The organism is Pseudoflavonifractor sp. HCP28S3_F10, from assembly GCF_052065415.1.
GTDB lineage: Bacteria > Bacillota > Clostridia > Oscillospirales > Oscillospiraceae > Pseudoflavonifractor_A.
Genome location: NZ_JBQHUB010000049.1, coordinates 1 through 13,356, shown reverse-complemented (window position 1 = coordinate 13,356; position 13,356 = coordinate 1). Strand labels below are relative to the sequence as shown.

Annotated in this window: 14 protein-coding genes; 6 read left to right on the top strand and 8 right to left on the bottom strand. The window is 63.4% G+C overall.

Annotation, left to right across the window (positions count from 1 at the left end; translation table 11 throughout):
- Window positions 1-108: 108 nt before the first annotated feature.
- Window positions 109-1,062, bottom strand: coding sequence for a D-2-hydroxyacid dehydrogenase (locus tag ACTNBZ_RS13995; protein ID WP_441210867.1), 954 nt, complete (start codon window positions 1,060-1,062; stop codon window positions 109-111).
- Between the two features lie 450 nt (window positions 1,063-1,512).
- Between ACTNBZ_RS13995 and ACTNBZ_RS13990 the strand changes: the two genes are divergently transcribed.
- The 3 genes from ACTNBZ_RS13990 to ACTNBZ_RS13980 all read left to right on the top strand — a co-directional run bounded on the left by ACTNBZ_RS13990 (window position 1,513) and on the right by ACTNBZ_RS13980 (window position 5,372).
- Complete coding sequence (locus ACTNBZ_RS13990) at window positions 1,513-2,562, top strand: SIS domain-containing protein (RefSeq protein ID WP_441210865.1); 1,050 nt, start codon at window positions 1,513-1,515, stop codon at window positions 2,560-2,562.
- Between the two features lie 194 nt (window positions 2,563-2,756).
- The gene (gene recG / locus ACTNBZ_RS13985; RefSeq protein WP_441210863.1) at window positions 2,757-4,862 is read left to right on the top strand and encodes an ATP-dependent DNA helicase RecG; all 2,106 of its coding nucleotides are present in this window, start codon (window positions 2,757-2,759) and stop codon (window positions 4,860-4,862) included.
- Between the two features lie 51 nt (window positions 4,863-4,913).
- Window positions 4,914-5,372, top strand: a complete 459-nt coding sequence (locus ACTNBZ_RS13980; RefSeq protein ID WP_441210861.1) for an N-acetyltransferase family protein — start codon at window positions 4,914-4,916, stop codon at window positions 5,370-5,372.
- Window positions 5,373-5,455: 83 nt separating this feature from the next.
- Here ACTNBZ_RS13980 and ACTNBZ_RS13975 read toward each other — a convergent pair whose 3' ends face one another.
- The 4 genes from ACTNBZ_RS13975 to ACTNBZ_RS13960 all read right to left on the bottom strand — a co-directional run bounded on the left by ACTNBZ_RS13975 (window position 5,456) and on the right by ACTNBZ_RS13960 (window position 9,067).
- Window positions 5,456-6,850, bottom strand: coding sequence for a DUF4179 domain-containing protein (locus ACTNBZ_RS13975; RefSeq protein ID WP_441210860.1), 1,395 nt, complete (start codon window positions 6,848-6,850; stop codon window positions 5,456-5,458).
- A gap of 2 nt (window positions 6,851-6,852) precedes the next feature.
- Window positions 6,853-7,323, bottom strand: coding sequence for a sigma-70 family RNA polymerase sigma factor (locus tag ACTNBZ_RS13970; protein ID WP_441210858.1), 471 nt, complete (start codon window positions 7,321-7,323; stop codon window positions 6,853-6,855).
- A 204-nt stretch (window positions 7,324-7,527) separates the two neighbouring features.
- Window positions 7,528-7,791 carry a DUF3343 domain-containing protein gene (locus tag ACTNBZ_RS13965; RefSeq protein ID WP_441210856.1) on the bottom strand — a complete coding sequence of 88 codons (264 nt, stop codon included), beginning with the start codon at window positions 7,789-7,791 and terminating at the stop codon, window positions 7,528-7,530.
- Between the two features lies 1 nt (window position 7,792).
- Window positions 7,793-9,067 carry a double-cubane-cluster-containing anaerobic reductase gene (locus ACTNBZ_RS13960; RefSeq protein ID WP_441210854.1) on the bottom strand — a complete coding sequence of 425 codons (1,275 nt, stop codon included), beginning with the start codon at window positions 9,065-9,067 and terminating at the stop codon, window positions 7,793-7,795.
- Window positions 9,068-9,304: 237 nt separating this feature from the next.
- On the opposite strand from ACTNBZ_RS13960, the gene ACTNBZ_RS13955 reads away from it, so the two are divergent.
- Genes ACTNBZ_RS13955 through ACTNBZ_RS13945 form a run of 3 tightly spaced genes read left to right on the top strand, consistent with a single transcriptional unit; the run spans window position 9,305 to window position 11,104 of the window.
- Window positions 9,305-9,655, top strand: coding sequence for a PadR family transcriptional regulator (locus ACTNBZ_RS13955; RefSeq protein ID WP_441210852.1), 351 nt, complete (start codon window positions 9,305-9,307; stop codon window positions 9,653-9,655).
- A gap of 10 nt (window positions 9,656-9,665) precedes the next feature.
- Window positions 9,666-10,442, top strand: a complete 777-nt coding sequence (locus tag ACTNBZ_RS13950) for a permease prefix domain 1-containing protein (protein ID WP_441210850.1) — start codon at window positions 9,666-9,668, stop codon at window positions 10,440-10,442.
- A complete protein-coding gene (locus ACTNBZ_RS13945) occupies window positions 10,439-11,104 on the top strand; it encodes a DUF5044 domain-containing protein (protein ID WP_441210848.1) in 666 nt (221 codons plus the stop codon). Before ACTNBZ_RS13950 ends, ACTNBZ_RS13945 begins: the two co-directional genes overlap by 4 nt.
- Before the next feature lie 74 nt (window positions 11,105-11,178).
- Here the strand turns inward: ACTNBZ_RS13945 and ACTNBZ_RS13940 are convergent, their stop codons facing one another.
- The 3 genes from ACTNBZ_RS13940 to ACTNBZ_RS13930 form a co-directional block, all read right to left on the bottom strand.
- A complete protein-coding gene (locus ACTNBZ_RS13940) occupies window positions 11,179-12,531 on the bottom strand; it encodes a sodium-dependent transporter (protein WP_441210846.1) in 1,353 nt (450 codons plus the stop codon).
- A 119-nt stretch (window positions 12,532-12,650) separates the two neighbouring features.
- Window positions 12,651-13,001 carry a hypothetical protein gene (locus ACTNBZ_RS13935; protein WP_441210844.1) on the bottom strand — a complete coding sequence of 117 codons (351 nt, stop codon included), beginning with the start codon at window positions 12,999-13,001 and terminating at the stop codon, window positions 12,651-12,653.
- Between the two features lie 157 nt (window positions 13,002-13,158).
- The coding region (locus ACTNBZ_RS13930) for a DUF4368 domain-containing protein (RefSeq protein WP_441210842.1) at window positions 13,159-13,356 on the bottom strand (198 nt) is incomplete at its 5' end.

The window sequence follows — 13,356 nt, the reverse complement described above, 5'->3', positions numbered from 1 at the left end:
GCGGGGCGGGCGGCGGGGGGCTGTTCATCACAAAAGACATAATTTAATAATGGCGCCCCGGGGCGGGCCCCCCCCCCCCCCCGGTCCTGCTGTTTTCAGATCGATTTTTTACCGCATCCGGTTGCGCAGGGGCTCTCCCGCGGTATACCGCCGCAGGTTGTCCAGCACGATATCCACTACCCGGCTGCGGGTGACGGCCAGGTATTCCCCGCCCGCCACATGGGGCGTGATGACACAGTTGGGGAGCTGCCACAGGGGATGGTCCTCCGGCAGCGGCTCCGGACGGGTCACGTCCAGTCCGGCTCCCCACAGATGGCCGGACGCCAGGGCCGCAGCCAGGGCGTCGCAGTCCACCGCGCTCCCCCTGCCGCCGTTGAGGAGGATGGCCTCCGGTTTCATCAAAGCGATCCGGCGCCCGTCCATCAGGTTGTCGGTCTCCGGGCTGTGGGGCACCATCAGGGCCACCACGTCGGCCCGGGGCAGCCACTCCTCCAGCCGGTCAAAGGCGTGCATCTCGTCGATCCCCTCCGCCGGTTTGGAGGGATCCCGCCGCAGGCCCACCGTATGGGCTCCCATGGCCTTCACCAGTTTGGCGAAGGAGGAGCCCAAGTCGCCGGTGCCCACCACCAGCACTGTGCTGTCCGCCAACGTCAGGATACGGCCCAAGGGCTCCCAGCGGCTTTGATTCTGCAGGTCCCGGTACTGCGGCAACCGCTTGCACAGGGAGAGCAGCACCGCGAACATGTGCTCGGACACGCCCTGTCCGTAAGCTCCCACCGCCGAGGTGAGCACCGTCCCTCCGGAGAGCACGCCGGGGGCCAGATATGGATCCACGCCTGCGCTCCAGGTCTGGAGCCACTTCAGGCCCGGCACTGCCGCCACATCGGCCGGGGACATATTGCCCAGGACAATGGTGGCCTCCTCCAGATCGCCGGGCAGCGGCTCTCCGGCGTTGAGCATGTTGTCCACCGGGCGGAAGCGATGCTCTGCTTCCGGCGCCGCCAGGCGGAAAAGGTCCTGCTCCTCTTCCGTCAGGGGCAGAAAGTTCAGAATGGTTTCCAAAAAATGACCTCCCTTGCTCCGGCATCTGATCAGGGCCGTATGAGCTGGTCTTATTATAATAAAACAAGACGTGCGGAACAAGTCCGCACGTCGTTTTTATTGCCTTTTGCCCGACGGTGTTCCGGCCCCTCATCCATAGATCCATCCGCTTTCCCTCTGTCCCATTACTGTCCCTCTTCTTCATCTTTCACCACTAATTCACGCATTAATTTGCAAATTCTACACGTTCTTGCGTGAATTGTGGCAACTAATCACATATTATTAGCGTTCCATTTGATTGGTCAAAATGTTATATTTTGCTATAAACTTTTAAAACGCGGATAACATATGACTATCTTCCATTGGCAAAAAACGTTGCGGCATATTTTTTAGAATTGAATAGCCTTTCTCGAACGGGTAAACTGGCTTCCATCCGGCACGTATATCATGATACGAAAAGGGGAATCATATATGATTATGGAAGAGACCTATATGTTTCAGGACCTTCGGGAATGTGCCCACGCGGCCGTGCGCTGCCTGGAAGAGAACCGGGAGGCGCTGCTCGCCCTGTCCTCACTTGTACAAAAAGCGCAGCCCTCCAGCATCGTCCTGGCCGCCCGCGGGACCAGCCTGCACGCGGCCGCGTTCGCAAAGTACCTGTTTGAGGAATTCGTCGGCCTTCCCACCGCCATCGCGGAGCCGTCCGTAGTCACCAAGTACGCCGGCAAACTGGATCTCTCTCACTCCCTGGTTATCGGCATTTCTCAATCCGGCGAGGGTCTGGACGTCTGCGGGATCGCGGCCCGGGGCCGGGACTGCGGCGGCATCGCCGCTGCCATCACCAATTCTGCTTCCTCCCGCCTGGCCTCTCTCTCCCAGATCTGTCTGGACTGCTGCTCCGGTGAGGAAAAGAGCGTTTCCGCCACCAAGAGCTTCGCTTCCCAGCTGAGCCTGGTCCTGGCCGTCGCCGCCCATCTCTCCCAAAATGACAGTCTCTTTTCTCTGCTCGCCCATGCGGAGGATATTTTCTCCGACGGCCTCAACCTTACCGGCGCCGCGGCCGCTCTGGCGGAGCGCTTCTCCTCTATGACCGACTGCGTCGTCCTCGCCAGAGGCAATTCCTACCCCATCGCCCAGGAGTGGGCTCTGAAATGCCAGGAGACCTGCGCGGTACGCGCACATGCCTTCCCCGGCAGCAATTTCCTCCATGGCCCCATCGCCATGGTCGATCCCTCGGTACCCGCCCTGCTCCTCGCGTTTGACCGCAGCACCAACGACGACATGGTTCAGCTCATCGACCGGATGGAGGCTGTCGGCGCTCCCATCCTGCTGGTGACCAACCGGCAGGAGCTGGCTGCGCGCCAGCCCAGCCATATCCTGCTGCCCGACCGCTGCGAGGGACTGTGGGGCGCCCTTGCCGCCGTCCCCGTGATCCAGTCCTTCTGCTGCGCCCTCTCCCTCTCCAAAGGCCTGAATCCCGACTCTCCTGCGGGCCTCAACAAGGTCACCGTGACCAAGTGACCTCATCCGTTTTGATCCCCATTTTTGAACATAACGAGCATAAAAAGCGCACGGAACCAGTCCGTGCGCTTTTTGTTGGTGCTCCGTATTCTGTTACCGGCAGCTTGACAGCTGTCAGGCGCCGGCCGGGAGTTGCCCGGCCATCCGATCTGTGCTAAACTGTATCAAAACGCCGCAGGAAAGGAGGGAACGCCATGGGATTGACGCTGCGGGACGGGGTACAGGCCCTGCCCGGCATCGGTGAGGCCCGGGCCAGGGGCCTGGGCAAGCTGGGCCTTGCCACGGTGGAGGACCTGCTGCGCTACTTCCCCCGGGACTACGAGGACCGGCGGACGCGTACCGCCATCCGCCAGGCACCTGAGGGACAGCCGGTGTGCGTGGCCGCCATGGTGGCAGACACGCCACGGGTGTCCTACATCCGCAAGGGCCTGGAATTGACCAAGGTCCGGGCGGTGGACGCCTCGGGGGCCATGGACGTGACCTTCTTCAACCAGAGCTATGTGAAAAACGCCCTGATTCCCGGCGAGGCCTATATCTTCTACGGCACCGTCACCGGCTTCGGCCAGCGTCGGCAGATGAACAACCCGGTCTTTGAGCCGGAGGACCGAGCCCGGTTCACCGGGCGCATCATGCCGGTCTATCCCCTGACGGCGGGCATCTCCAACAACCGTCTGGCCGGGCTGACCCTCCGCTGCGTGGAGGAATGTGCCGGGGCCATGCCCGAGATCCTGCCCGCCCCGGTGCGGCAGGAGCACGCCCTGGCGGCGGCCGAGTTTTCCTACCGGAACATCCACTTTCCCGCCGACGAGAATGCGTTGGACCTGGCCCGGCGGCGGCTTATCTTTGAGGAACTCTTCTATCTCTCCTGCGGGCTCTCCCTCCTCCGCGCCCGGCGGGACCTGGGAGAGGGCCCGGTGTTCCGCGTTCAGGACCTGGAGCCCTTTTACGCCCTGCCCCCCTTCCGGCTCACCGGCGCACAGAAAAAGGCCATCGCCGAGGCCGCGGCTGACTGCGCCTCCGGCCGGCCCATGAACCGGCTGGTCCAGGGGGACGTGGGCTCGGGCAAGACCATGGTGGCGGCGGCCTGCTGCTTCCTGGCCTGGAAATCCGGATGGCAGTCCGCTCTGATGGCCCCCACCGAGATTTTGGCCGAGCAACACTTCCGCACCCTCTCGTCCCTTCTTGCCCCCGCCGGGATGCGGCCGGGGCTCCTCACCGGGTCCATGCGCCCGGGAGAAAAGCGGCGTCTCCGCGCCGCCCTGGCCGCCGGGGAGATCGACCTTCTCATCGGCACCCACGCCCTTCTCTCCGAGGGGGTGGACTTCGCCCGGCTGGGCCTGGTGGTCACCGATGAGCAGCACCGTTTCGGCGTGGCCCAGCGGGCGGCCCTGGCCGCCAAGGGAGGGGCCGGGGACGGGGGTGCCCGGCTCTCCCCCCACGTACTGGTCATGTCGGCCACCCCCATCCCCCGGACCCTGGCCCTCATCATCTACGGCGACCTGGACGTGAGCGTCATCGACCAGCTTCCCCCCGGCCGCACACCGGTGGAGACCTTTCTGGTGGGAGAGGACAAGCGGCAGCGGATGTACGGCTTCGTCCGAAAACAGGTGGAGCTGGGCCGCCAGGTCTACATCGTCTGTCCCGCGGTGGAGGATGCCCCGGCGGAGGAGGCCCCCGGAGAAGCCCCCGGCTTTGCCGATCTGAAGGCAGTCACCGCCTACGCCCGGGAGCTGCGGGAGCATATCTTCCCCGACCTGCGGGTGGGCTTCGTCCACGGAAAGCTCAAGCCCCGGGACAAGGAGGCCGCCATGGCCGCCTTCGCCGCCGGAGAGACCCAGGTTCTGGTGTCCACCACCGTCATCGAGGTAGGGGTGGACGTACCCAACGCCTCCCTCATCATCGTGGAGAACGCCGACCGCTTCGGCCTCTCCCAGCTCCACCAGCTCCGGGGCCGGGTGGGACGGGGAAAGCACCAGTCCTACTGCGTGCTGGTCACCGCCAACCGGAATCCCGAGACCCGCGCCCGGCTGAAGGTGCTCACCGACACCACCGACGGCTTCCGCATCGCCGAGGAGGACCTGAAACTCCGGGGCCCCGGCGATTTCTTCGGCCGCCGCCAGCATGGCCTGCCCCAGCTCCGCATCGCCGACCTGGCCGGGGACACCCGGGTGCTGAAGGAGGCACAGGAGGCCGCCCAGGCTCTGCTGTCCTGGGACCCGGGGCTGGAGCGGCCGGAGCACGCTCCCCTGCGGGAGCAGGTGGCCCGCCTCTTCCGGGAGCAGGCCGACATCTTCAACTGACCACGCCCTCATCAGATCAGGGCACACCACGAAAAACAGGAGGAACCAGACATGTTTGAGATCAGACCCATGACCGCCGCCGACCGTGACGCCGTCATGCCCATGGTGGAGACCTTTTACCACAGTCCCGCCGTGGAGCACGAGGTGGACCCCGCCGTGCTGGAGCGGACCTTCCGCGCCGCCGTGGACCCGGACGAGCCCCTGCTGCGGGGCCTGGTCCTGGCCGAGGACGGCCAGGCCGTGGGCTACGCCTATGTGACCGAGTGTTACTCCGGCGAGGTGGGGGGACGCTGCGTCTTTTTTGAGGAGATGTACTTCACCCCCCAGTGCCGGGGCAAGGGCTACGGCACCCAGGTCTTTCGCTGGATCAAGGAGAATTACCCCAATCACCTCCGGGTCCGGCTGGAGGTCACCGACAGCAACCGGGACGCCATCCGGCTCTATGAGCGGCTGGGCTTCCGTTTCCTGGAATATAAGCAGATGGTGCTGGAGGGAGACCTGCAGGCCTGAGCCTGTTTCTCCCGCTGTATTTTCCCTCTTTCACGCAGAAATGGCCGCCGGTCAGGGCGGCCATTTCTTATTTTTAATACCGTTCAAGTCAGGTGGATGCGCACAGGCGCTTCAAAGGTCGTGTGGCGGGAAAAGCTCATCCCCAGCTCCACCGTATCCCAGGGGTAGTCCGGCAGGGTCAGGCACTCGGTGAATCCCTCCACCCGCCGCCGCTCCTCCTCCGGCGCATCCCAGGGCAGATAGCCGCCGGTCAGGGTGCCCGAGCTGCTGAGCCGGTGCTCACCGCCCTCCGGATCCCGGTAGTCCCACGAGGCCACCTGATAGCAGCAGTTCGGTTTGCCCGGCCGGTAGGGGGCGGCCAGAGCGATCTCCATATCCTCCCCATCCCGGTGGGTGAAGAGCTGCACCCCCCGGGGCAGCTCTTCCAGGGCGACGCCCCGCTCCAGGTCCACCGTCACAAACTCCCGGCCTTCCTCCAGCCATGTGACGCTGCGCAGGCAGGCGGTGACGTGCTCCGGCCGGTCATAATAGGTGGTGTCGCACACATAGGAGGCTCCGAGGGCGCTCAGGCCGTTGGAGGGGGTATTCTCATACCGCCGGCCCTTCTCGTCCTCCAGATAGAAATCCAGTCCCTTCAGGGAGGCGGTGTTGTCCGGGTGCTCCTCCACCGTCAGGCGGCCCTGGGTAATATAACTGTCCAGAGAGAAGCGGAGCTTCTGCCCGTCCACCTCCACCCAGTCCCCTGCCGGGATGCTCACGCAGTCATTGAGACGGCTGGTGTCCAGAGAGAGCTCGAAGGTAAATGTGGCCTGGGGCTTCCACTCGTCCCGGGGGTCGTATTCCTCCCCGCCCGGCTCCACCTCGGGGGCCCGGCCCGGCTCGGGGGTATTGTCCCATCCGGCCACCTGGCAGGTCATGCGCATCCGCTCGGGGAAGCGGAAGCTGTCGTCGCTGATGTGAAGGGACACGGCGTTGGTCAGCTCGCCCGGTCCGAAGCTGTTCATGATGCTGCCGCAGCCCGTGAGCTCGTCCCCATCCGCGTCCTCAAACTTCGCCCGGATCTCGTACATATCGTATTCCTCCGGCCCCGTGACCTTCAGGAAGAAGTTCATCTGGGCCGGGTCCAGGATCAGATAGGACAGCTCCAGGGTGATGCCGTTGTCGGTCTGGGACTGGCCGATATACTGGGCGTAGTCGTGCTCCACCGCCTCCTTCAGGCTGGGGGAGAGGGCCACAGCGGCGGTCAGCTCCCTGAGGCCCGGGATATTCCCGCAGGCCATGGCAAAGGGCATGGAGGTGTTCACCAGCACCACGAAGGCCGTGAACACGCCTGCCAGGCTGGCCGCCGGGATACCCAGGATGCGCCCGGCCCGGCGGCGCTTTTTCCGTGTCCGGGCCCGCTGCACGGTATACTCCAGGGCGGGAGGGGTCTCCTCCAGCGCCTGCAGCAGCGCTTCATATTCCTGTTTGCGATCCATGGTCAAACCTCCTCTCCGTCGGCCAGCTCCAGCCGAAGCAGGGCCAGCGCTTTCCTCTGCCGGGTGGACACCGTGCCCACCCGGGTCTTCAGCGCCCGGGCGGTCTCCTCCAGGGTATAGCCCGAGAAGTACCGCAGTACCACCACCGCCCGCAGCTCCCGGGGCAGGCGGGCCACCGCGTCCCGCAGGGGCAGGGCGTCAAAGGCCTCCGCCGCCGTCTCAGGCAGCTCCTCCACCGCGATCTCCCGCCTGCGCCGGCGCAGCTCGTCGTTGCACACGTTGATAAGGATGCGGGTGATCCATGTGGTGAAAAACTCCTCCTGCCGCAGCCGGCCGCAGGAGACCAGCCCCCGGTACACCGCCTCGTCCACCGCGTCCAGGGCGGCCGCCTCCCCGCCCAGATAGAGCAGGGCCGTGCGGTAGAGGCGGCCCTTCAGCACCTCCAGCCGCTCCACGAATTCCTGTTCCTTCAAGGCGTCCTCCCCCCTTTCTGCCCATTAGACGGAGAAGGGGCGGCATTCCATTTCCCCTCCGCTGTTTTTTCTCCATTCTGCCACGGGCACAAGCTTCACTAATCTCTCCATCGCTGGTGCGACGGCTCGCTAAGTGAAGCTATTTTACCATAAAAGGCCGCCCCGTCCATATGGACGGGGCGGCCGCTGCCGTTTCAGGCAAATTTACCAGATGCTCTTCCCCGGCACGGGGAGCTGTTCGATCCGGTCCACTGTCACACCCTCCTGCCGGGCATACTCCTCCACCCGGGGGATGTCCTCCACCTGCTCCAGCCGGACTGACACGCCGCAGCACACGCTGCACTCCCGGGGAGTGGGGGCCATGGTACAGCGCACCTTCTCCCGCTTGAGCCGCTCGTAGAGCCGCATGGCCTCGGTGTGGTTGGGAAAGAGCACGTAGCCGAGCATCCTGCGCTCCTGCTGTTCCATCTTACTCGCCCAGGATCTCCAGGAAAGCGCCGATGCGGGTGCGCAGCTGGCCGGCGTCGGTGTCGGTATAGTCGGTCTCCAGCCCCAGAACGGGGATGCCCTTCTCCTTCAGGGCCCGCTCCACGCTGTAGCCCTCGGTGTCGTACAGGGAACAGAACTTCAAATTCACGTCGATGACGCCGTCGGCGTGATACTCGTCCACCAGGCGCAGGATGTCGTCGATGCGGGCGGTGTTGGGGGTGAAGCAGGCGCAGTTGATACCCATGTAGCGCTGGGCCAGGGCGTCGATCTGGCCGTCCAGGGTGGTCTGGCTCTCGTCGGTCAGGCGCTCGAAATAGCGGGTGCCGGTACACATCTCCTCAGCCACCACAGCGCCGCCGCTGGTCTCGATGATGTGGTGGAGCTTCCAGTTGGGCACGGCCAGGGGGGTGCCGGTGAGCAGGATGCGCTTGGTGCCCGCCGGGAACACCGACACGCCGTCCTTTACCCGCTGGTCCAGCTCGTCGCAGAGCTTGTTGGTCATCTGGGTAAAGCGGGTGGGGTCGTCGTAGAAGGCGATCTGGGAGATGACCAGCGCGTCCTTGCCGCTGATGGGCAGCTTCTCGTTCTTCCGCAGCTCGTACAGCCTGGCCAGAGCGCGGCGCTTGTCGTTGATGAGCTTGATGGCGGCGGAGAGCTTTTCAGCGGTGATGGTATTGCCCGTGACCTCCTCCACCTTGTCCTTGAACGCCCGGATCTCGTCGGCCCAGGCGGCAATGTCCCTGGCCCGCTTCATCTGGGGCAGCTGCATGACGTAAGTAGGCACATCCTCGCCCAGGATCTCCCAGGCCTTCTTCTTGCCGTCGCAGGTGGTCTCGCCCACGTACATATCGGCGATGCGGAAGAAGGGGCAGGTCCGGTCCAGCCGGGCGCCCACGCTGGCCTTGATAAGGGGGCAGGTGTTGACGGGCAGCACCTTCTCGCCGCCGGGCACCCAGAACTGGGAGCCGCCGCACAGTCCGGTGGCGATGGCATCGGCGGCAAAGACGATCTCGTCAGGCACATAGACGCAGAAGGTGCCAAAGACCTTCCCGCCCTTCTTCTGGTGCTCGATGAGCTCCGCCGGGCGGACGCCGTGGATCTCCGCGATCACGAAATTGTAATAATCCATGGCCTCGGGCCGGTTCTCCTGGGAGAGATACACCTCGCTGAACATGCCGGGCAGCACCTCGCACAGCTGGTCATGCACCTCCAGATCCATGTCCAGACTCTTCCACATCTCGCGGTAATCAGCCATTTCAGGCACCTTCCTTTTTCCGTATTTTTCTGCGTTTGGACAGTATTTTTTTGAGAAACTTTCTTGTTTTATTGTATCATTTTTATGCAATTTTACAAATTTCTCTTATCTATATGTTCCGCTCCGCCCATTTGGTTTTTATATAAAGCAGAGCCTTTCTTCCCTTGACATACCTCGGCAATCCAGGTATACTATACCTAGATTGCCGAGGTATTTATCTCAGAAAGGAGCCCATCCATGAAAGCCGACAAAAACCTGCTCTCTGGCAGCACCACCCTGCTGGTCCTCTCCCTGCTCTCCTCCGGCGACAAGTACGGATACGAGATGATCGCCGCCCTGGAGGAAAAGAGCGACCACACCTTCACCCTGAAAGAAGGCACCCTCTACCCCATCCTCCACGGTCTGGAACGGGAAGGGGCTGTCAGCTCCTATGAGAAGGAGGCCCCCTCCGGCCGCACCCGCAAATACTACCACATCACCCGGACAGGCCTGCGCCTTCTGGACAGCAAAAAAGCGGAGTGGCAGAGCTTCAGCAAAATGGTCAACGCCATTGTGGCGGAGGGCGGCGGCGCCCTGTCCCCGGCATAGGGTGGCCGCCATGCCCATTCCTGCTTACGAGGAATTCTGCAGCCGGGTGTGCGCCCATGTGCGCTTCAAGCCCGCCCGCGCCGCCATCTCCGCCGAGCTCGCCGCCCATATGGAGGACCACGCCGCCGCCCTGATGGAACGGGGCCTCTCTCCGGAGGAGGCGGCGGAGCAGGCCGTCCTGGCCATGGGGGATGCCGGAGAGCTGGGCCGGGCCATGGACGCCCTCTATTCCCCCTTCTGGGGCTGTCTGCGGCTCTGGCTCCACCGGGCACTGCTGCTCATTGTGGTCCTTCTGCTCCTTCTGGCCGCCGGCCGGGGCAGCGCCGCTCTGGAGGAGCACCGCCAGCGCGCCGCAGCCATCCAGCGCCTGGAGGATCAGATCGGGACAGAGGCCCTCTCCGCCCTGGCCGACTGGTCTCCCGGCCCGGTCCTCTCTGCCGGGGGCTATACCCTTACGGCGGAGCGGGCCGTCCTCTCCGGCGGGGAGGATCGTACCCTGTCCCTGCTCCTCCGCGTGCGGCACTCCCCCTGGCTGCGCCCCCCGGCGTTCCTCCGTTCTCTGGCGGGGGAGGACGACCTGGGAAACCGCTACGGGGGCTGGTATCCCGACTACCCGGCGTTCTGGGAGATGGACGTTTCCTCCGCCCCCTCCACCCTTTTCTCCACTGTCTGCCTGGTGGAGGTCCGCTCCATCCCGGCGGAGGCCTCCACTCTCACCCTGTTCTATGACCGGGGCGGCTACCGGGTATCCTTCCTCCTGGACCTGAAAGGAGGGGGCGCCCCGTGAAAAAGCAGCTCCATCCGCCTCTCAGCTGGCGGCAGACCCTCCGCCGGGACCTCCCGCTGGCCCTGCTGGCACTGCTTCTGGCCTATACTCTGCTGGATTTTCCCTGCTTTACCGGCCTGCAGGCCTACCGCGCCCTGGAGCGGCGGTACCTCTATGGCCCCGGAGAGATCCTCTTCACTGCCCAGCCGGAGGGGGCCTTCTGGTCCCGCTACTATGTGGCCCGCTCGGACGGGCTGCTCGCCTGGGGAGGAGTGGGCCGCTCCGGTCCCCTCTGGCAGTCGGACGGCGGTGCCATGGGCTTTGTTTCCGAGGACCCTGACCTTCCCCTGGTCCCTCTCCTGCTGGACGAGGACTTCGGTCATATCCTGGCGGTGGTCTCCCATGATCCCCGCATCGTCCGCGTCGCCGCCCGGGCTCCCGCCCTTTTGGACCGGGGAGACGGCTCCCACGCCTGGCAGATCCTCGGCACAGAGTGCAGCCAACCGGAAAATGGCTGCTTTCTGCTCCAGTTCCCCGCCGGCCCGCTGGACGATGTGCCTATGACAGGGAACTGGCGCTCCCGGCAGCCCGATCTGGTCCTCCTCTCGGGCTACGATGCGGAAGATACGCTGATCTGGCAGTCCCCTGCCCCCGACTGGTCCTTCTACGGTCTCACGCCCTGAAGCCGGACACGGAAAAAGCCGCCGCAGACACTGTCTGCGGCGGCTTACTCACTATCCAGGGGCGTTCCCCGCTTTTATCCGATCCCCCCGTACACAAGGCCCAGAATAAATACGATCACCGACAGGGGGACATACACATATTTCGCCAGGAACCGGAAGGCGCGGGGCAGGGACTTGTCCCGGCCGGTCTCCAGCTCCTCCTTGATCTCGTCAAAGCCCAGGACATAGTAGACCGATATGGCGCCCAGCACCGCTCCCAGCGGGACCACGATGATGGTGATAAAGTCCATCCAGCTCCCCACCTTGGGCTCGGCCTCCAAAAAGACGCCCACGGCCAGCGCCAGACCCACACACAGGGTCACGGCCGCTTTTCTGGACAGATGGAACCGGTTCTGCCAGGATTCGCTGACCGCCTCGAACATATTGATCAGGCTGGTAATCCCCGCGAATACCACCGACAGGAAAAAGAGCACCGCGAAGAACTGTCCCATGGGCATCTGCCGGAAAATATTGGGCAGCGTGATGAACATCAGCGGAGGCCCGGCATTGGGCTCGATCCCGAAAGCAAAGACGGCGGGCATGATGGCCAGCGCCGCCATCATGGCAGCCAGGGTATCAAAGACCGCTGTGCGTACCGACGCCCGGGGGATATCAGCGTCCTTGGAGAGGTAGGTTCCGTACACGATCATGCCCGAACCCGTGATGGACAGGGAGAAGAAAGCCTGTCCCATGGCCATGACCCAGGTATCGATCTTCAGCAGGTCGCTCCAGTCCGGGACCAGCAGAAATTTATAGCCTTCCGCCGCCCCCGGCAGCAGGGCCACCCGCACCGCCAAAATGGCAAACAGGATAAAAAAGGCGGGCATCAGCACTTTATTGATCTTTTCGATACCGCCCGTCATTCCGAACATCAGGATGGCCCCTGCCGCCGCGATCACGATCACATGCCAGGGCAGGCTGCCGAACTCGCCGGTGGCCTGGGCAAAAAAGCCCGCCGCGTCCTCGGTCAGGATGGCCCCGGTCAGAGAACCTGCCAGGGAGCGGGTGACCCATCCCACGATGATGGCGTACCCGATGGCGATCCCCAGGGAACCCATCAGCGGGATCCATCCCAGGAGGTACCCCAGCTTTCCCTTTCCCCGCCGGGCCCAGCAGTACTCATAGGAGCCCAGGGTACCCGTCCCGGCCCGCCGGCCGATGGCAAACTCCGCCGACAGGCCCACCAGCCCGAACAGGGCTACAAACAGGATATAGGGGATCAGAAACGCACCGCCTCCGTACTGTCCCACCCGGTAAGGAAACATCCAGATATTTCCCATGCCCACCGCGGAACCCACGCAGGCCAGTACAAATCCCAGATTGGAGCGGAAGCCCCCGTTCTGGTGCCCCTGACCCGCAGGGACCTTACGTCTGTCTCTCTTGGCCATAGCTTCTCCTCTCAAATGCAGATTTCTCCTCTGCTACACTATAGCCTATCGTGAGAGATTAGTCAAAACATTTGTGAATATTTCCCTTTTTTGTCCATTTTGGTCCAGCTTTTTCCTGCCTACAGCAGCTGATAAAATGCACCGTGCTTCGTGCAGCCCCAGACCAGCTTTCCATGTCCCCGCTTGGGGATACGCACCTGCAGTTCCCACTCGGGATAGGTCCGGATCAGGGTCATCCGCTCCGCCGTGACCCAGGCCACAAAGGCAATGTGATGTCCCTTCTCCATAGGGTGCTCCGCGGTCAGGAACCACTCGTCCTCCACCGCCTCGGCGCTGATCCGGTGGCTCTCGTCGGCCTTTTGGGGCTCCATGGGAAGCAGCCGCCGTCCGCAGCAGGATACCGACGCCTCCCCCGCCGCGGTGATCACATTTCCGCAGGTGGGGCACATAAAAAATCGTACTCGTTTCATACTGTCTCCCTTCTCCCGGTTGGGTTCCAGGTCCCCGGAGAGCATCCGCTCCAGATCCACCCCCAGCCGGGCGGAGAGGGCGCTGAGTAAAGATACATCGGGACATCCCTGGCCCGTTTCCCTTAGTTAAAGATATTGTTGGGTATCTCAAGATGTGTCATTCGATTTTGCCGATAAAGCGGTAGAAGATTTCCACTTCCTGTTCCCGGCTTCCGTCCTCACTTTTGACCGCTTCATGGACAAGGATTTTTTCAATCAGCGTATTCAGAAGTTCAGCCGTCAATTCTGTGGGATTGACATACTGTTTCATCAGACCTATCCACTTTTCAGCGTCAACCGCTGTCTGGGCGGCGGT